The organism is Sphingobacterium sp. UBA3519, from assembly GCF_002377215.1.
GTDB lineage: Bacteria > Bacteroidota > Bacteroidia > Sphingobacteriales > Sphingobacteriaceae > Sphingobacterium > Sphingobacterium multivorum.
The window spans coordinates 265,940-286,269 of sequence record NZ_DFPI01000026.1; the positions used below are offsets into that span (position 1 = coordinate 265,940).

At 39.3% G+C, this 20,330-nt stretch carries 10 protein-coding genes, 1 tRNA gene and 1 riboswitch; of the genes, 6 read left to right on the forward strand and 5 right to left on the reverse strand.

The window, feature by feature from the left end:
* Positions 1-524: 524 nt before the first annotated feature.
* From B3297_RS18260 to B3297_RS18270, 3 genes are all read right to left on the reverse strand, one after another.
* Positions 525-1,838: a PDZ domain-containing protein gene (locus tag B3297_RS18260; RefSeq protein ID WP_083295902.1), complete on the reverse strand. Its 1,314-nt coding sequence runs from the start codon at positions 1,836-1,838 to the stop codon at positions 525-527.
* Between the two features lie 697 nt (positions 1,839-2,535).
* A tRNA-Leu gene (locus tag B3297_RS18265) sits at positions 2,536-2,615 on the reverse strand.
* 114 nt (positions 2,616-2,729) lie between these two features.
* Positions 2,730-3,467, reverse strand: coding sequence for an SIMPL domain-containing protein (locus tag B3297_RS18270; RefSeq protein ID WP_046674621.1), 738 nt, complete (start codon positions 3,465-3,467; stop codon positions 2,730-2,732).
* Positions 3,468-3,562: 95 nt separating this feature from the next.
* On the opposite strand from B3297_RS18270, the gene B3297_RS18275 reads away from it, so the two are divergent.
* Complete coding sequence (locus B3297_RS18275) at positions 3,563-6,382, forward strand: S9 family peptidase (protein WP_070565354.1); 2,820 nt, start codon at positions 3,563-3,565, stop codon at positions 6,380-6,382.
* A gap of 174 nt (positions 6,383-6,556) precedes the next feature.
* Positions 6,557-8,746 carry a glutamine synthetase III gene (locus B3297_RS18280; RefSeq protein WP_070565356.1) on the forward strand — a complete coding sequence of 730 codons (2,190 nt, stop codon included), beginning with the start codon at positions 6,557-6,559 and terminating at the stop codon, positions 8,744-8,746.
* Between the two features lie 108 nt (positions 8,747-8,854).
* Here B3297_RS18280 and B3297_RS18285 read toward each other — a convergent pair whose 3' ends face one another.
* The gene (locus B3297_RS18285; protein WP_175441982.1) at positions 8,855-11,305 is read right to left on the reverse strand and encodes a TonB-dependent receptor domain-containing protein; all 2,451 of its coding nucleotides are present in this window, start codon (positions 11,303-11,305) and stop codon (positions 8,855-8,857) included.
* A 342-nt stretch (positions 11,306-11,647) separates the two neighbouring features.
* Between B3297_RS18285 and B3297_RS18290 the strand changes: the two genes are divergently transcribed.
* The 4 genes from B3297_RS18290 to B3297_RS18305 all read left to right on the forward strand — a co-directional run bounded on the left by B3297_RS18290 (position 11,648) and on the right by B3297_RS18305 (position 17,838).
* A complete protein-coding gene (locus tag B3297_RS18290; RefSeq protein ID WP_070565360.1) occupies positions 11,648-13,675 on the forward strand; it encodes an FUSC family protein in 2,028 nt (675 codons plus the stop codon).
* A 182-nt stretch (positions 13,676-13,857) separates the two neighbouring features.
* Positions 13,858-13,970, forward strand: a riboswitch (SAM riboswitch).
* A 261-nt stretch (positions 13,971-14,231) separates the two neighbouring features.
* Positions 14,232-15,542 carry an O-acetylhomoserine aminocarboxypropyltransferase/cysteine synthase family protein gene (locus tag B3297_RS18295; RefSeq protein WP_070565362.1) on the forward strand — a complete coding sequence of 437 codons (1,311 nt, stop codon included), beginning with the start codon at positions 14,232-14,234 and terminating at the stop codon, positions 15,540-15,542.
* 33 nt (positions 15,543-15,575) lie between these two features.
* Entirely contained in the window at positions 15,576-16,619 is a 1,044-nt protein-coding gene (locus B3297_RS18300; protein WP_070565364.1) for a homoserine O-acetyltransferase family protein, read from the forward strand.
* A 37-nt stretch (positions 16,620-16,656) separates the two neighbouring features.
* A complete protein-coding gene (locus B3297_RS18305; RefSeq protein WP_046674614.1) occupies positions 16,657-17,838 on the forward strand; it encodes a homoserine dehydrogenase in 1,182 nt (393 codons plus the stop codon).
* A 63-nt stretch (positions 17,839-17,901) separates the two neighbouring features.
* Here the strand turns inward: B3297_RS18305 and B3297_RS18310 are convergent, their stop codons facing one another.
* Entirely contained in the window at positions 17,902-20,232 is a 2,331-nt protein-coding gene (locus tag B3297_RS18310) for a GH92 family glycosyl hydrolase (protein ID WP_083295903.1), read from the reverse strand.
* Positions 20,233-20,330 lie beyond the last annotated feature (98 nt).

Sequence of the window (20,330 nt, forward strand, 5' to 3'; positions counted from 1 at the left end):
TGTAAAAAACATACATAATTAGCCACCAATTCCATCGTAGAAATCGGCAGCATTTTTGAAAAAATTTCGGGAATATTCTTTTAGAGATAACGAATCTATTAAACAAATGCTCTTCATTATGCACAGTTGATTCGTGCGAAAGAGCGGATTATAAACACCTTTTCAGAAAGCCATATGCCCCTAAAGTGTCTAAGTTGTATGAATAGAAACGAAAATCAGGAAAAATAAAAAGCCCGAATGAACTTCGGCTTTTTCATCTGTATTAATTGGTTTTCCAAAAGAAGTGAAGCGATCCGATTATTTATTCCAGCGGATTGAACAAACACGATGTGCTCCAATTTTGAAGAATGTCTTAACTATGACAAAAAGCACGAAGATTGCTTTCAGCAAATCCATTTGCCTTAAAAGCTTGCGGTGTTATAATCTTGGCGACCAACATATCTCTTCGTGTTTAATTGTTAAAATACTATTATTGACAGCAAAGATAAATAAGTTTTATTTAAACTTTTCATATTTGCAAAAATTTAATTCGGGTTAAATGGAAGTGGATCCTTTAGCACAAATTTAAAGTCGCGTGTATTCCCGCCTCTGGTTACGCGGAAACGCATTTCCTTTCCCTCTTCTGATTTAAAAAGATTGTGGATCGACTCCAGGGAAAATGAAGATGCAGGTCTACCATTGATCCTTATAACCTTATCTCCCGGCATTAGTCCTGCGATTGCCGCAGGCGAACCATCACGAACCGTCGCAATTTTGTACATATTCCGTAGTACAAAGCGATACTGCACGCTGTTGCCCATTCTTACCTCTGTACCGCCATCTTTTTGCAGAACCACGGGTATTTCTTCTTTTTCGTATTTAATGCCATCGTGGATAATTTCTAAGCCACTCATATTCAAATAATAAAAGCGATCAAAATCTTTATTCTTATGAAGGTATATGGATTTGTTGGGGTAATCGAATACGACCTTAAATCGGCGTAACAACTCATTTCCAATGGAACCTACCCTTTCGCTCACAAATGTTGCATGCTGTAACGAACTCAATTCGGGATAGGCTACGAGGGGATAATCCATTGTAAACGGCCCAAGTTCGAGCGATCGGATTCGATTTCTTTTTCCATAAATCTCACCGTTAAATCCTTGCCCTATGTAGTCATCAATAAATGGAGGCTTAATATCAAAATTATTTAGCTTGGAAGGAATAAGCATTAAGGCATCGCTATTTCCCATGTCGATCAATACACGACCATCAATAGCCACATCGCCCTGTTTAAAAGCAACCGAAGTATAGGGGCGACTGTTTAAAATATCCAAGGGCAAACGCTGCATCTTCTCAAGCCCCTTAGGCTTGTTCGCCCTTGGATATAAGGTGATGCGATGTTTTTGAAAATCCATTTCGATCATTTGGTTTTCAAAAAAACGACTACCCATAATTCCATTCACTTCCACGCCTATCCGGGTAGAAATATCAATATGAGCATTTTGAAGAATATAGATCGGTTGATCCAAATCTTCATATACGCCTGCAATATTCACGTGATTGCTGACGGATAAATAGCCATCCAAACCCTCTTCCCGACCCAAGCCCTGAAACTTATTAACAAAAACAGCGCTATCAATTGACTTTAATGTTTCCCCAAATATCATGGTTTCTTTAACACCTGTATCCAACAGGAAGTTCATCATATACCCGTTTACTTGCACAGGTATAATGACTAGGTTATGAACAAAAAGAAAAGGAATTTTGACATTCTTTTTCCCGTTTAAGACAAACCCCACTTGTCCCTGCGTCATGAAAAAACACAACAGTGCCAGCGATAAAAAAACTGTTTTCATCCAAGTTTATATTTGGTATTTCCAATTTAAACAAGAAAATTCAGATTAAAGAAAGTTTATAAAAAAAAGCCCGTCTTACTGCCAATTCAACGGTAGGCAATTTATCTTTCTTATCTACAAGTCTGGTTGAGGATTACACCTACGTTACCGTTTCTTTGCTCTTTTATTGCTCTTTTATTGGCATTTTATCGTTAAAACACCAAAGAAAGACCAGAGAAACACCAAAGAAAGACCAAAGAAATACCAAAGAAATACCAAAGAAAGACCAGAGAAACACCAAAGAAAGACCAAAGAAATACCAAGGAAACACCAAGGAAACACCAGAGAAATAGCGAACGAATACTCAGGAAGGTCTAATGAAAGTCCCTATAATAAGCGAAGAAACACCAAAGAACAAGCTATAGCTATTGTAGCAAATTCGGATCAAAGAGCGATCAGATTAGCTCTTTAGACACTGCTTGTTCAGTGCTTGTTCAGTGCTCGTTCAGTGCTTGCTCAGTGACAACTGAATAAGTAATGACTAATCATTGTCTAAAAACTGCTTAAAAACTGGTATTAGGTATACGTTGGTATTAGGATATATCCGTTATATTGTCTATCTTGATAAGTTATTATCGGGGTATTGTCGAAATCATCAGGTCAGAAAAACATAGGTGTATAAAAAAAGCCTCTTTACGTATCGCAAAGAGGCTTTCAGTACCCGGAGCCGGAGTCGAACCGGCACGGTTTCCCACTGGTGTTTGAGACCAGCGCGTCTACCAATTCCGCCATCCGGGCATATCCGTTTGGGATGATGCAAAAGTAGGTTTTTTATTGAAAAGGAGAAAACTTTTTGAATAAATTTTCAATCAAAACCAATATAGGACTGAGATTCAGTCAAATAATTTTTCATTAGTTACTCAAAAAACTTGCTTTAACTGTGATATTAGCTGTTTTTTTTCTTGATGCTGTATTAAATGCACCACCTGAAGAGTATTCTTCGTTGTCGTTTTGTCCCGTTATCTGAAAAATTCCCAGATCGGCCTTTACCAGATTACCCAATCCGGCATTCGATTCCTTTGCGATATTCTCTGCACGTTGATGTGCATTTTTTGAAGCCTGTGAAATAAGTTCCAGCTTTAGATCCTCTAGCTTGGAGTAATAATAGTTAGGGGTACTGGAGCTAAGTTCTATCCCCTTGGAAATTAATGTCGATATTTCTCTTGAAGCATTGTCAACTTTATTTAAGTCTTTTGATTCGACACTGACGGCCTGCGATAAGGTATAACCGGAAAAAGTATTATAACCATTGCCTTTTCCATCGGTATGATATTCAAAGTCTTTGGCAATATTAACAGCCTCGAAACGGATCTCGTCAGCCTTAACCCCCTGTTGTACTAAAAAGTCCCGCACCAAATCTCTATCGGTAGCCAATTGTGCTGAAGCAGCACTCAATTCATAATTCTTTCGGCTAAAAGTAGCACTCCATTTGACTAAATCGGATTCAAAATCTTTTTTGGCATTACCATTAACAGTGATTGTCTGCGTCGATTTAAACTTATAGCGATAAGCTGTACCCAATATCCAGGTGCCGAGCAAGAGCACAACGCCCATTATAATCGAAATAATAACAGCGGATGATGATTTCATAACCAGTTTTTTATGTTTACGTAACAATGAATATACCAAAAAATCGATGTTTATTTATTTTTTATGAATAAATTGCGACAAAAAGGTTTAAAAATATGAATAAGAAAAGTATCTGTATTCCATTTTGTTTTCTGGCTGCATTCGCTGCCCATGCGCAAAAGAAACCATTGGATCATACGGTATATGATAGTTGGCAAAGCGTATCATCACCCTATATCAGTAAATCGGGAAAATTTATCCTATTCCAGGTCGTTCCACAAGAAGGCGACAATCAGCTTTTTCTCAAAACCAAAGAGAACAAAGAAATCATTCAAATTCCCCGTGGGTATAATGGAAAACTAACAGATACCGAAAATCATCTGTTAAGTTTGGTCAAAGCGCCATTTGCCTTAACCCGCGAAGCCAAGATCAAAAAGAAGAAAGCCGAAGATCTCCCAAAAGATTCATTGGCAATCTACAATGTAACAACGTCATCCCTTGTCAAATTTGCGCAGGTAAAATCCTATAAAATTGCTGATCAAAACAACAATTTCGTCTCTTTTCTTTTCGACAAGGAAATAAATGAAAAACCTGATTCAAAAACGGCTACTGATGCCACACAAGCAAAGAAAGGCAGCGATAAAAAGAAAAAAACAGTGGCAACGCTTGCTTTATATGATCTAAATTCTGGTGATTCGGTGCAATTCTCATCTGTAGATCAATACGAATGGAATAAAAATGGATCAAAAATCGTTTTTTCAAAAAAAACAGATTCAAAAGATAGCCTATCAAAAGAATCTGGAGTCTACCTTTACGAAATAGCAACTAAAAAGCTTAAAAAGATATCAAATGGAAAAGGTAATTATAAAAATTTCAAATTTGATGAATCAGGTAATCAGCTCGCTTACCTGGGGGATCTCTCCAATGAAAAGGCATTACTAAAAAATTACAATCTATATTATTATGCCAATGGTATAGATACAGCCCAATACCTCGCAACAAAAACAAGCAATGGTATACCTAAAGACTGGGCCGTTAGTGGGGATGGCGATATCCGTTTCAGCAAAAATGGGGAGAAGCTATTTTTCGGCATAGCACCAATACCACGTGTCAGAGACACCACTTTGGTTGATTTTGAGCATGCTAAAGTGGACGTTTGGAACTGGCAAGACGACTATTTACAGCCCATGCAGTTGGTCAATTTAAAGAAAGATCTTGCAAGAAATTTCTTAGCGGTTACTTACCCCAAATATAATCGCAACATTATTCCCCTTACGGACCAAACATTTAACTCCACCGCACTTACACCGGACGGAAATGAAGAGTATATCTTAGCACGCACTGATTTTGGCAAGCGCATCGCAAGTCAATGGGAAGGCAGTACACGAGACGACATTTATCTGGTTTCAACAAAAACAGGAAATAAAGAGTTAATCCTTTCAAACTTTTCAGGAAATGCAATCTTAAGTCCTGACGCAAAATACATCGTATATTTCGACCAAGATAAAGGTTCCTGGAATTCCTATCAGGTTAGTTCAAAGAAAAAGACGGTGCTAAATGACGGTATACCAGCGTCCTTTGCCGACGAGGAAAATGATATGCCTACTGCCGCGCAAGGATATGGCATGGCAGCATGGAGTCCGGACTTTAAAGGGATTTACGTCAATTCGAGGTATGATATCTGGTATTTTAACTTGGACGGTTCCAACAAATCCATCTTGACCAACGGCTATGGAGCTGCATCGCAGACAACTTTCCGCTACTTACCGCTAAAAAGAGAAGAGGACCGCGAACAAGCCACAACACTCGACTATAAAAAGGGTGGTTTTCTAACTTCCTTTGACAATAAAACCAAAGAATCTGGTTTCTACCAGTTCAAGGGGCAGCATAACGATCCTAAAAGTCTTTTGGTGGAGGCAAAAACGTTCAGGAATATCAGCTCTTCAGCGGATCAACAAACGATACTGTACAGTAAAGAGGATTATATGAATTCGCCTAATATCTACACCAATACCATAAAGTTCAAAGACGAATTACAACTATCCAATATTAATCAGCAACAGGCTAATTACAACTGGGGGACAGCGGAGTTAGTCCATTGGACAACGCCCGAAGGAAATCAGGCTGAGGGAATTCTTTATAAACCAGAAAATTTTGATCCTGCAAAAAAATATCCCATTATAGCTTACTTCTATGAAAAGCTTTCAGATGGATTATATACGTATCAACCCCCTGCTCCTACGCCATCGCGTTTGAACATCCCCTATTTTGTAAGTAACGAGTACCTGGTATTTGCGCCAAATATAAGCTACAAAACAGGTCATCCGGGTAAATCAGCTGAAGAATACATCAATTCTGGGATGAGATACCTCGCTCAGAATGCATGGGTTGATAGCACAAAGATGGGAATACAGGGCCAAAGTTGGGGCGGTTATCAAGTTGCTCACCTCATTACGCGGACCAATATGTACGCTGCAGCATGGACTGGTGCTCCTGTCGTCAACATGACATCTGCCTATGGCGGAATACGCTGGCAAAGTGGTATGTCCCGCCAGTTCCAATACGAACATACACAAAGCCGCATCGGAAAAACCCTGTGGGAAGCTCCAGAACTATATATCGAAAATTCACCTTTATTCCATTTGGATAAAGTTAAAACTCCTGTTGTCATTATGGCTAATGACAACGACGGGGCCGTGCCATGGTATCAAGGTATTGAAATGTTTACTGCGTTACGCCGATTAAACAAACCTGTATGGATGCTGAATTATAATGGTGATGAACATAACCTCATACTTCGACAAAACCGTAAGGATATACAAATTCGCGAACAGCAATTCTTCGATCATTTCCTAAAAGGTGCCCCCGCTCCTGCTTGGATGAAGAAAGGAGTACCTGCTACCGAAAAAGGAATAGACTGGGGATTCGAATTATAACACAAAACAATAAAAAAGGTGTGATTTATATAAATCACACCTTTTTTATTAGCCAAAAACCATAATTTTTGAATTATTTCACAAAAAACATCAAAAAAAATTTCAGTTTTCAATAAAAACACAATATTTTTGAAAAACAAAATCAACAAACTGTAATTTAACTACAAAATACAAATGTCGAACCTAAGATTCAAAGCAGTAGAAGCAGCAGGCTCACGCCAAATTGCTTCATTTGAAAAAGTTGAAACTAAAAAAGCAACTGACATTTACGGAAAGAATGTTTTTTCCGTAAACAAAATGAAAGACTACCTTCCTAAAAATTCATACAAGGAGTTAGTTGCATCCATTGAAGAGGGACAGATTATTTCAAGAGATTTGGCTGAACACATTTCACAGGCCATGAAAACTTGGGCACTTAACCACGGCGTTTCTCACTACACACACTGGTTTCAACCTTTAACGGGTTCGACTGCTGAAAAACATGATGCTTTTTTTGAGCCAGACGAAAACGGTGAAGCCATTGAAAAATTTACTGCTGACGCATTAGTTCAACAAGAGCCCGATGCATCTTCTTTCCCAAATGGTGGTATCCGTAATACATTCGAAGCTAGAGGATATACAGCTTGGGATCCATCTTCTCCTGCATTCATTTACGAAACAGGTGCTGGTAAAACATTATGTATTCCAACAGTTTTTGTTTCCTATACGGGTGAATCATTAGACTATAAAGCTCCTTTATTGAAAGCCATCAACGCAGTAGATAAAGCGGCAACGGATGTTGCTCAATATTTTGACAAATCGGTCACTAAAGTAAACGCTTCTCTAGGTATTGAACAAGAGTATTTCTTGGTTGACCTTTCCTTATATAATGCTCGTCCAGATCTTCAGTTAACGGGCCGTACGTTATTTGGCCACATGTCGGCCAAAGGCCAACAATTGGAAGACCACTATTTTGGTGCGATTCCAGAGCGCGTATTAGCGTACATGGTGGACTTGGAAAACGAAGCGCTAAAATTAGGTATTCCTTTAAAGACTCGTCACAACGAAGTTGCACCTTCTCAATTTGAATGTGCTCCAATGTACGAAGAAATCAACTTGGCCATCGATCACAACCAATTGTTGATGAATGTCATGGAACAAGTTGCTTTAAGACACAACTTCAAAGTATTGTTGCATGAAAAACCATACTCTGGTGTCAACGGATCTGGTAAACACAACAACTGGTCTTTAATCACAAATACTGGTGTAAATTTATTATCTCCTGGAAAAACACCTAAAAACAATTTGATGTTCTTGACTTTCTTCGTCAATACCATCAAAGCTGTTTATGAATACGCTGATTTGATGCGCGCTTCTATCGCTAGTGCAAGCAACGATCACCGTCTGGGTGCAAATGAGGCTCCACCAGCAATTATTTCAATTTTCTTAGGCTCTCAATTGGATGAGCTTTTGGAAGAAGTTGAATCTGCTCGTGTTGCTAAAAAAGTAAAAGCAGAGGCAAACTTATGGCATGGTATTCCTAAAGTTCCTGAATTAAAACTGGACAATACAGACCGGAACCGTACTTCACCATTTGCCTTTACAGGTAACAAGTTTGAATTCCGCGCTGTTGGTTCTTCTGCAAACTCCGCTTTACCGATGACCGTGTTGAATGCGATCGTTGCAGCGCAATTGATCGAGTTCAAAACAGAAGTAGATAAACAAATCAAAAAAGGCACGAAAAAAGATCTTGCGATCTTAAATGTTGTCCGCAAATACATCAAAGATTCAAAAGCTATCCGCTTTGAAGGCAATGGATACAGCGAAGAATGGGAAAAAGAGGCCGAAGCACGTGGTCTTTCTAACATCAAATCGACACCTAAAGCATTAGATGTTTATGTAAAAGAAGAATCTTTAGCCCTGTTTGAATCACTAGGTATTTATACCAAACGTGAATCAGAAGCTCGCCACGAAATTTTGCTTGAAAACTTCTATAAAAAATTACAAATTGAGGCGCGTGTCATCGAAGAGATGGTTAACAACCAAATCGCCCCGGCATGTTTCATTTATCAAAATGAATTGATTGAAAACGTCAAAGGATTAAAAGACCTGGGTCTGGCACAAGCAGCATTCAGCTCTCAATTGAACTTTGTAGAACGTATTTCAACACACGTAAATACCATCTTGGAGCAAGCTGAAGCAATGCGTCAAGAACGTAAAAAAGCAAACCAAATTGATGATGTACGTGAGAGATCAATCGCTTACGATGAATTAGTTAAACCATATTTCGATGTGATCCGTTATCATGTCAACAAATTGGAGAAAATTGTTGATGACAAAAAATGGCCTCTTCCAAAATTGAGAGAGATCTTATTTTTAAGTTAAGATAACTTCCCAATAAAACAAAAAGAGCCGGCGATATTGCTGGCTCTTTTTGTTTTAGGGGAACGTTCGTCATCTCTTGCTCCTTATCTCCTCTCACAACAATAGCTCCTATTTTTTTAATCGATTATCTTCGTCATTATTCCCTCCCTTTTTATTGGCTGACTTAATATTCATATTACCAAAACGATAAGAAACAGACAATCGGATAACCCGACTATCATATGCATTTCGTATACGATAGTATCCATTTTCCTGATAACTCGACAATCTGCGCTGGCCTCTTGTATTCAAGACATCATTTATACCCAACTTGACATTCAATTTTTTGTCAAGAAATGTTTTACCTGCACCTAGATCAATGCCATAGTAAGACTGAAAACTAAATACGCCATATACTGCTGGCGAGAAATAATTGCCCGTCAGCTCCAGGTTTGTTGTTTCCCCAATTCGGATATCATGATTGGAACTTACCTGGAACGATAACTTTTCCAATTGGCGTTGTGCTCCGGAGTGTTCATCAAAACTAAACTTATTATAAAAAGCGCTGGCATTGTTAGAAATACTCCACCATTTAAAAAGCTTAACGGGTATATTGACATTCATGTTGTAATAATCAAAATAAGCCAGATTTCGATCGGTCTGTGCAATAGCTTTGGTCTCTGAATTACTTTCTATCACCTGAGTGATTGCATCGTTGGTCCTCTTGTAGCCCAAACTCAGTAAATAGCGATCTTTAAAGGTATAATTTACTTCATACGAATTGGTATATTGTGGATTTAAATAAGGGTTGCCATACTGATACGTGTATTGATCCAAATAATACACAAAGGGATTCAATGACCCATAATCAGGGCGGTCAATACGTCTGCTATAACTCGCACCAAGCTTGTGATTATCATTAATTTGTTGCTGTACAAATATTGATGGAAAAAAATCGGTATAGGTACGTTTTGTTTGTTGCCCAAGCGTCACTGAGTTTCCTAGGGAGCTCGTATTTTCAACACGCAGTCCAGTTTGTACCGAAAACTTTCCGAACGATTTATTTAAACTGAAATAAGCTGCTGCTATATTTTCATTGTACAAAAAATGATTACTTTGACCATTATTTTGCACAAACTCGCCTTGCTGATCCTGATCTTCGTACAACAAATTATTATCTGTTTTTACGCGGCTATATTTTAACCCCGCCTCGAGTTTCGTCGTTTTATTAAAAGGATGCACAAAATCGGTTTTAAAAACTAATATTTTTGCCTTAGAAAGCATATCATTCCGGAAAATATGCGGTGATTTAAATTCTTCCCAGTTTGCGTCCAAAAAATGGTTTCCAACAGTGCTATTGTCATTATTTTTCGAATATGAATAATCCCCATTAAACGTCAATTCAGTCCCTAAGGTATCAAATGTCTTTTTGTAATTCAGATTATAAGTGAGGTAATGGTATTTAAAATCTGACAAATTACTTCCTAATACTACCGAATCAAGCTTTCCTTTTTGAGAAGCGATCAGATTGCTTCCCTCCCGTGTTGAATGACCATTGCTTACATTACCATTAACCACAAATCCAATGACCTCCTGTTTCCCCAGGTTAAAATCTGCCGCAAATTTGAAATTATGACCTCGATAGCGGAATTTCGAATAAGAATCCGAATTGAAAAAAGTCGTCCCGCTTTTGGTATCTACAGCCCTATCGATATCTAAATCATTAAAGCCTAAGGCAGTTGCATAGTTATAGGAAGAAAATAAGTTCACCCAATTGTTACGATGGTTTATGAGAAAGCCACCATCAGCCTTTGTATATTTACCCTGCCCTAAATTGAGGTTTAAACTAACATTACTTCCAAATTGCGTATTCCTCTTCGTCTTAATATTAATAATTCCTGCATTCCCTGCCGCATCATATTTTGCAGGTGGATTGGTGAGTACTTCGATCGAGGCTATTGCATTTGAAGCTGTATTTTCCAATAAGCGCGACACTTCATCTGCAGAAAGATAAGTAGGCTTACCATCAATCATGATGATCACATTACTTTTTCCACGTAGGTTGATCTTTTTGTTGTCTAAAGTTACCCCCGGGACCTTTTGCAAGAGTTCCAATGCGTTATTTCCGGTTGCCAAAATACTGTTCTCGACATTGAGCACAACTTTATCAAGGTGACTTTCAATTAATGGCTTCTTGCCAATTACCTGCGCCTCATCCAGCACTTTACTTTCCAGCTGTAATCGAATCGTATCCAGCACCTTGAAATCACCCGCACGCAGCATTATTTCCCCAGAACGATAAGTACCATAACCCACCGTGGACACCTGTAAGCTGTACTTCCCCTCGGGTATCGCAAACAACACAATTTCTCCATTTTCGTTGGATAAGGTTCCTTTTAACAAGACATCATTGGGTTTACGAAACAGTGAAATATTTGCGGCAGCAATGGGCTTGTTGTCCTGCCCAACAACGACAGTACGTAATTTCCCCCCGTCAGACTGTGCTGAAACGGGTCCGGCATTAGAACACAGGAATAAAACAATAGAAAATAAGAGCAATTTAATTTTTTGTGGTTTCATAATGTAATTTCTTTGGGCTATCGATCGGATAGTCAACTTCATAATAATGACAACAAACCTCGTGTATTCATTACACGTTGACTAGCAGAAATAGACAGGTAGTGCGATTCACTCGGTAGACAACCAAATAATATCGGTAAACCCTATCCTTCGCTGATCGCTTTTACAGCGGATAGGATCATGCGAGATAATTTTGAATCTTCTGAAACATATCGTAGGAAAATGACATCGAATCAAAATAAAAATTCAAAAAACAAATAAAATTCAAAACAAATAAATTGTATACAAAAAATATTAAGCATAATATTTGTATTTTTGCATCGAAAATTAGTAAACTGATTCATGAGCACTGTATCATTGAAGAAAAGACTCTACCGTATTTATATCCTTATAATACGATTTATGCATGGCGAGCATGCTGGAGACGCATTACGTAATGTTGCAGTCAGTATTTTGCCAAGTTTGGCGATCTATTTATTGGGAGCGCAAGCGAGCACGGCTATCGGAATCGGTGTCGGATCGTTGTTAACGACACTCACCGATCCTCCTGGCAACAGAAAAGATAAACTTTCTTCAGCTCTGGTATGTATTCCCACCTTCTTTATTGCATCATTGTTTACAGCTATTGTATTTCCCTATCATTGGCCCTTGGTTATCGTGCTAGCGTCAGCCGGTTTTATATGCACCTTATACGGCATTTTTGGAGCCCGCTATGCTGCAATTGGAAACATGACATTGATTCTCATGAGTTTTGTGATCGGAATGGCCCCACAACACCCCTTTGCGGTTAGCTTACAGATTACAACAGGGTCCATAATATATTACTTTTTTAGCCTTTTACAAGCCTATATACAACCTTATCGCTCTTTAAAACATGCCATGGCTAATGGCTTTCATGGATTGTCCCAATTTCTATTGATACGATCACAGTCTTACGATCCCGATATTCCTTTGAATATTACGTACAGTCGCGTAGGAAAAATTCATGGCCAGATCAGCGAACAGCAGGAACAAATCAGGTCTCTTCTGTTTCGAGAAAAAAAAATCATAAGCCAACAGTGGCATAAAAGCAATTATTGGCTCAGTCAGGTTTATGGATTAATTGACCTCCATGAGTTAATTATTGCGCTTGATCATGACTACGATGCAATTCGCAAAAATCTTGCAGACACGGGCAGCCTCCCCTTAATTCGTCACACAATCAAATTATTAGCGTTAGAAATCGATAGCTTTTCACAACCCAACAAGAGGTTCCGGTATGCACATCAATTATACCATAATAACTTTAAAATTAATGCCCTCTTACGGGATTTAAAAGAAATTCAAGAACAACAGGCCGATCCAGCAAAAGGTATATTATGTTCGATCATAAGCAACATCGAAGCAATTATTGATGTACTCAACAGAATCCAGGTCGCTTTTTATCAAAATCAGGAAATTCAGGATAAGATTGACACCAGCGAGTACCAACAATTTATCAGTCGACCATTACGTAATCTCGCTGATCTAAAAAGTAAACTCCATCTGAATAATCCGCTTTTTCGATTTGCGGTTCGGATGGCTCTTCTTTTTGGAACAGGTGCATTGATCGGTATTTTATTTTTGGATTTTAAATATACCTATTGGATCTTACTGACGATCGCTATTGTTGCCAGGCCAGCATTTTCAATGACAAAAACCCGTAATATAGAACGTATTGTCGGTACATTCTCGGGTATTATAGTTGGTGTGTTCTGCTTAATTTCTATTCATTTTCTTCCAGCACTCCTAACCATAGCTGCATTGGGTCTTTTTGGATTCTTTTTGTTCAACCGATCTAACTATATGGTCAGTGTCATCTTCATTACCTTGGGAATTGTGATTGCACTCAATCTGTTCGAAGGCAACATCAATCTCATTTTAGGCAGCCGAATACTTTTCACACTGATTGGAGCATTCTTGGCTATAGCGGGTTATTTCTTGATACCTGTACGCCAGAGCACAGGCATGGTTCAGCTGGCAAAAGAGGTATCCCTTTACAACGCGCATTATTTCCAGATCATCAATAACCGTCTGTCGGACGAAAGACAAAGTTCGTTTGATATACGACTGGCTCGTAAAAAGGCGCAGACCGCCATGGCCCTGTTTTCAGACGCCATTAATCAAATGAAAAAAGAACCCGAGCACAAATGGATGGATTGGTCACATATTCACCATTTTCAGGCACTCGCATATCAGGTCAATTCCCATTTGGTGGGCCTCTCGCTATCGTTAAACAAAAAGACGAATCGCCACCTCGCCTATGATATCCATAGTAGAATCGATGCGCTTAAACCTCTCCTAACAGATTTAAATCAAACTGCAGAACGGATCAATTTAAAGAAATCATAATACCCGATTGACAGTTACTTTTGCGGTTTCATCGGAAGATATGCGATGCCAATCGGCATGTTATTCAAAATTCCTTTAACTAAAAAATACCATTTCTTTTGCTTTAATAAAAAAAGAGTTTATATTTGTGTCGTCTTCGAAAGAAGATTTCTAATCAACACCTCCCTTCATCAGTAGGTCTTGATTTATAAAGAAGTGGCGAGAGACTGGCTCAATGACCCACTGGCAACCTTCAATTTGTTTGAAAAGGTGCCAATTCCTGTCCAAAACAATATCGTTTTGGAGCATATAAATGACATAAGACAATGATTATTAAATTACTGAAGTCCATTAAAAATTCAGGTTCAACACAAGTGAACCGCACGATAAGCGAAAGTGTAACCCATCGTACAATTGTATCGATGCGAATGCGAATGCGTATGCATATGCACTTCCATGCTTGTTAAAAATCATTTCCGTTTTCTTGGATAAAGATTTAACAGACCCTTCAAGGAGGTGTGTATGCTTCTCTTTTTACTTTGCAATTTCTTTTTGAACCCTTAAAATCTGATATATTATGTCTTCAAACAAAAATTTAAAATTCGAAACTCTTCAGGTTCACGCTGGCCAAGTCGCTGACCCTACTACGGGATCTAGAGCAGTTCCTATATATCAAACAACATCTTTTGTATTTGAAAATGCCGAACACGGCGCAAACTTATTTGCATTAAAGCAGTTCGGTAATATTTATACACGGATTATGAACCCTACTACGGATGTTTTCGAACAACGTATTGCGGCACTGGAAGGTGGAGTTGCAGCTGTTGCTGTTGCATCCGGCCAGGCGGCACAGTTTATAGCTTTAAATAATATTTTGGAAAGTGGTGACAATTTTGTTGCGGGATCCAACTTATACGGCGGTACATTCAACCAGTTTAAAGTTTCTTTTAAGCGCCTAGGCATCGAAGCTCGTTTTGCAACAGACGCCGAAGCCGATAAAATTGAAGCGCTCATTGATGATAAAACAAAAGCAATCTATGTTGAAACAATCGGAAACCCAAGTTTCAATATTCCCGACTTTGAAAAAATTGCTGCCGTAGCAAAAAAATATGACTTACCATTAATCGTCGACAATACTTTTGGAGCCGGAGGTTATTTATTTAAACCTCTGGAGTATGGTGCAAATGTGGTTGTTGAATCGGCAACTAAATGGATCGGTGGACATGGCACAAGCATTGGCGGTGTCATCGTCGACGGCGGAAACTACAATTGGGGCAATGGAAAATACCCGCAATTTTCCGAACCATCTGAAGGCTATCATGGTTTAGTATTTTCCGAAGTTTTCGGTGAAAGCGGACCATTCGGAAATATTCAATTTGCCATTCGGGCGCGTGTGGAAGGGCTCCGGGATTTCGGACCAGCACTCTCCCCTTTCAATTCATTTTTATTATTACAAGGACTTGAAACCTTGTCTTTGCGGGTGCAACGCCATGTAGACAACACTTTAGAGGTCGCAAAATGGCTTGAGGCGCATCCACAGGTAGAAAAAGTAAACTATCCGGGATTAAAAAGCTCTCCGAGCTTCGCTAACGCACAAAAATACCTTAAAAATGGCTATGGCGCGGTACTTTCTTTCCAGCTTAAAGGTGACGCAGCGCAAAAGGCCAATAGCTTTATCGACAGCTTAGAATTGATCAGTCATTTAGCCAATGTTGGTGATACGAAGTCATTGATTATTCATCCAGCAGCTACAACCCATCAACAATTGAGTGATGAAGATCAAGCCAATGCCGGAGTCTTCAAAGGCTTATTACGTCTTTCTGTAGGAATAGAGCATATTGATGATATCAAAGTTGATTTACAACAAGCTTTTGATAAAATTAAATAATCAGATTTTTTCGGCTTAAAACTTAAACGTGAAATGAGTAAGCATATATATCTGCACCCGGAGCCTTTTGTATTTGAAAATGGAAGAGAGCTTACTGATTTACAAATCAGTTATGAAACATTTGGCAAACCCAACGCAGATCGCAGCAATGTGATCTGGGTTTGCCATGCATTAACGGCCAATGCAGATGTGCTGGATTGGTGGTCCGGTCTTTTTGGAACAGGTGAGTTGTTTGATGCAAACGATTATTATATTATTTGTGCCAATGTCATAGGATCAGCATATAATAGCAGTAATCCGCTATCTGTAAACCCAGCAACCGGACAACCCTATTACCTATCTTTCCCCGAATTCACAGTGAGGGATTTGGTTCACGCACATCAAGTCCTTGCGGACCACCTGGAAATCAAACAAATAGAGATCCTTATCGGGGGGTCATTAGGCGGTCAACAAGCATTGGAATGGGCCGTATCGCACAGTATAGCCATCAACCATCTCATCGTGGTTGGAACAAATGCCGTCCACTCACCATGGGGTATTGCATTCAATGAAAGTCAACGTCTGGCCATTACAACTGATCGAACCTTTTACGCCAATCACCCTGATGGTGGAGCTAAAGGATTGAAAGTTGCACGCGCTATGGCACTGTTGTCTTACCGCAACTATACAACGTATGCCAACACGCAAAAGGAAGATGATAACGAAAAACTCGATCATTATAAAGCATCCTCCTATCAGAACTATCAGGGTGAAAAATTGGTGAAATGCTATAATGCGTACAGCTATTATTTCCTGACCAAAGCAATGGACAGTCACAATTTAGGTCGGGGAAGACGATCTATTGAATCTGCTTTGGCGAGCATTGATTGTCCAACTTTAGTCCTGAGCGTTAATACAGATTTGTTGTTTCCGCCACAAGAGCAACAATTCATCGCGCAACATGTTCCCAATGCCCATTATCAAGAGATTGAATCGACCTATGGCCACGATGGCTTTTTGATCGAAACAAAAAAACTCACAAAAATCATTAGCAGCTTTCTGCGGGAACAAAAAGAATACATAAACGAATTAGTATAAGAGAGTAAATAATATATAAGAGAATTTAAGAAGAGATATGAGTAATAAATTAACAATAGGGATGTTTGGGTTTGGTGTCGTAGGCCAAGGTCTTTACGATATCATCAAAACCAAAGATCTTAATCTGGAGATCAAGAAATTTGTCATTAAAAACGGAGATAAAAAACGCTCGCTACCAGCAGATTTATTTTCTACCGATGCCGAAACAATTTTAGGTGATCCAGAAATTAATACTGTTGTCGAACTAATCGATGATGCCGAAGCAGCATACCAACTAACTGTTCGTGCTTTGAAATCGGGGAAAAATGTGGTATCTGCCAATAAAAAAATGATTGCCAGCCATTTGGAAGAGCTGGTTGATATCCAACATGAATACGGGACCAGTTTATTATATGAAGGTGCCGTTTGCGGAAGTATTCCCATTATACGGAATTTAGAAGAATACTATGACAATGAATTACTGCATTCTGTCAGCGGTATTTTTAATGGATCTTCCAACTACATTTTATCTAAAGTTTTCAACGAAAATCAGCAATATACAGATGCTTTAAAGAAAGCACAAGAACTTGGTTTTGCAGAAACAGATCCAACGCTGGATGTAGGTGGATTTGACCCCAAATTTAAGGTATGTATTGTTGCTTCGCATGCGTACGGTATCTATGTCAAACCAGAAGATGTGTTCAATATTGGTATTGATAAATTGGGACAGCAAGATATTCGTTTTGCGAAAGAAAAGAACCTCAAGATCAAATTGATACCGACGGCAAAAGAGATCGACGGCGACAAAGTTGTACTTTATGTATTACCACGCCTAGTAGGCAAAGACAGCATGCTCTATAATGTAGAAAATGAGAACAATGGAGTATTGGTGAAAGCGGCCTTTGCAGACGAACAATTTTTCTATGGTAAAGGAGCAGGTGGCCACCCAACAGGTTCTGCTGTGCTATCGGATATCGCGGCTCTTCGCTATGGATACCGCTATGAGTATAAAAAACATTTAGAATCCAGCACATTAAATTATAGCCAAGATTATTTAATTAAGGTTTATTTGAGATATACAGATGATACACTGATTGAAAAGTTAAATTTCAGTGAAATCACAGAACGATATTACGCACCAGATTTCAAATATGTCATCGGACATATTAATCTTCAACAAATCGCAGCCCATAAAGCTGATTTGGATCAAGAGGGCAATTTTATTGCTGAAATCGCGTAGGCAATCAACAAACCAACCTACCTTGAAAATAGCCCTGAATGGGGCTATTTTTTTATCTTATATTTAGTCACCTTTCAACTTGAGATCTAAAATCCCACCTTCCACCAAACGTTCAAAAGGAAGTTGCCAACCTTTCCACAGGCGATTATTCAACCGAACTTGATCAACAATAGAACTATTGGGTTGCTCTTTCTTCACCTGAATGATAAATTTATTTTTTCTTAATTTCTTCGGCAATTGTATCGTTACCCGATCGAAAAGTGGCGCGCCTATCTGAAGTGCGGGCTTCTCGGTGGTGAGACTTCGGACATCGAATAGGCCGATACTCGACAAGACATACCATGCTCCAAGCTGTCCTTGGTCTTCGTCTTGTCCGTAGCCATAGCCATGTATCGCATCGTTACCATAAAACTCATTGCAAATTGCCCGTACCCATTTTTGACTCAGATCAGGTCTACCAGAAAAATAGAACAGCCAAGAGATATGCAGGTTCGGTTGATTACCGTGATTATAAAGACTTTCAATCCCTGCGAAGGCGTCAATTTGTGTACCACCTCCAAACACATTCTTCTGCGACACCGTAAAGATACTATCCAACCGCTGATTGAACAGATCCTTTCCAACGAGTTTAACCAATTCTTGTGGGACATGCGGAACATAGAACGTATACTGCCATGCATTTCCTTCCTGAAATCCACGCCATGGTTCATAAGGGTTAAAGTTTGAAATGAATCGTCCAGTACTATCCTTTGGCCGCATAAACTTCGTCTCGGTATCATACAGATTGCGCCATCCATTGGATAATTCCTGAAATTTAACATAGTCTTTTTGACGCCCCAATGATTTTGCAAATTGCGCAGCCGCTCCAGCGGAAAAAGCATATTCCAAGGTATGCGAAGCGCCAAAAGGAGATCCATTGGTCATTAATTCGGGACTGCCATGATCATCTTTTATATACGGTGAGTAGCCTTTGCGGACGAAAACTCCCACATCTAACTTTCCTGCTCCAGGCAGACGGTCCTTCGCTTCCAATTCATTTTTGCGTACCGCATCATAAGCAAGATTCATATCATAGTCACGAATACCGACATTGTAGGCCGCTGCGATTGCCAAACCCGTAAAATTAGTTCCTACACCCGAAACGTATTTACTGTTGGCAATACCGTCTCCTAACCAACCTGCATCGCGATAGACCAACAATTGACTCTGAATCCAGTCGTTGTAATAGTCTGGATACGCAATAGACCACAACTGTGTCAAATTCCAAAATGCGCCCCAGATAGCATCGGTATTATAATGATGATGAATCGGTTGCCCTTGCTTATTTAGGGCAATCTGCCCTACCGAGCCGTCATTTTTGGGATATGCACCATTTACATCGCTTGCAAGCCCACGGCCAAGTAAAGCATGATACAATCCCGTATAAAATTTAATGCGGTCGTCCGCTTTGCCCCCTTCCACCAAAATTCTTCCCAGTTCACTATTCCAGGTTTGCAAGGCATTATTCTTTGCAGCATCAAACGACATATCCTTCGCCTCTTTAAGCAAATTCAGTTGTGCGTTTTCTACAGAAGTATAAGATAAACCCGTCTTGATGTCTATTGATTCGCCTGCTTCAGTGCCAAACTTCAGATATACTCCAGCTCCTTTTCCTTTTATGCGCGTATGTTGGTCAAAAGTTATAGAATCTCTAAATGTCCCAAAAGACTTCGGTTGTTTGTTGATCTCCGCAAAGAAAAACATTTTGACCGTAGCCCCCTGCTGATATTTTTGTACATAGACAGGATTGGTAACCACATATCCCCAGACGTGCTGTTTGTCATAATTTACTTCGGCATCAACGACCGGTCCACTTTCCCCCATCACATGGCCAATATCGAAAATAAGGTTGGCTTCTTCCGTTTTTGGAAAAGTATAGCGGTGAAAACCGACACGCTTCGTTGCCGTAAGCTCAGCAAGTATATTATAATCTTTTAGCATGACACGGTAATAGCCAGAAGTGGCAAATTCATCCTTCTTGTCAAAATCGGAACGATAACCGCTTTTTGGACGATCAAGTTGACCGGGCATTGTCTTCAATTTTCCGACGGATGGTGCAAATACCACTCCGCCTACCTGAAATTCGTGAAAATTAGCAAAGCCTTCTATTGAGGTATGCCTATCGTCATAACCCACGGCCTCCCAGCCCGACTTGTTCCCATAGCTTCCATTTGTGCTCGGAGCGAGCTTAGCCATTCCAAAAGGTACGGCTGCTGGTGTATAAAAGAAATACCGACTATGGACGGATCCAATATTAGGTTTTACAAAAACGGTCAAATCTGTTTTCTGCTGTGCGGAAACAGCTGCCGTACTCACAAATAAACTACAAAAATAATAAATGATACGCTTTAACATTGTTCTCAATTAGATTCTACAGCAAACTTACAAAAAAATAGAGTATGTATAAACATGAGTTAGATTTTATTACTTAATTTAACGACTTAACAGATTGC

What these genes read in the sequence shown, in the direction of transcription:
- B3297_RS18260 (WP_083295902.1), bottom strand. Translation starts at nt 1,838, where the DNA reads ATGAAAACAGTTTTTTTATCGCTGGCACTGTTGTGTTTTTTCATGACG.
- B3297_RS18270 (WP_046674621.1), bottom strand. Translation starts at nt 3,467, where the DNA reads ATGAAATCATCATCCGCTGTTATTATTTCGATTATAATGGGCGTTGTG.
- B3297_RS18275 (WP_070565354.1), top strand. Translation starts at nt 3,563, where the DNA reads ATGAATAAGAAAAGTATCTGTATTCCATTTTGTTTTCTGGCTGCATTC.
- B3297_RS18280 (WP_070565356.1), top strand. Translation starts at nt 6,557, where the DNA reads ATGTCGAACCTAAGATTCAAAGCAGTAGAAGCAGCAGGCTCACGCCAA.
- B3297_RS18285 (WP_175441982.1), bottom strand. Translation starts at nt 11,305, where the DNA reads ATGAAACCACAAAAAATTAAATTGCTCTTATTTTCTATTGTTTTATTC.
- B3297_RS18290 (WP_070565360.1), top strand. Translation starts at nt 11,648, where the DNA reads ATGAGCACTGTATCATTGAAGAAAAGACTCTACCGTATTTATATCCTT.
- B3297_RS18295 (WP_070565362.1), top strand. Translation starts at nt 14,232, where the DNA reads ATGTCTTCAAACAAAAATTTAAAATTCGAAACTCTTCAGGTTCACGCT.
- B3297_RS18300 (WP_070565364.1), top strand. Translation starts at nt 15,576, where the DNA reads ATGAGTAAGCATATATATCTGCACCCGGAGCCTTTTGTATTTGAAAAT.
- B3297_RS18305 (WP_046674614.1), top strand. Translation starts at nt 16,657, where the DNA reads ATGAGTAATAAATTAACAATAGGGATGTTTGGGTTTGGTGTCGTAGGC.
- B3297_RS18310 (WP_083295903.1), bottom strand. Translation starts at nt 20,232, where the DNA reads ATGTTAAAGCGTATCATTTATTATTTTTGTAGTTTATTTGTGAGTACG.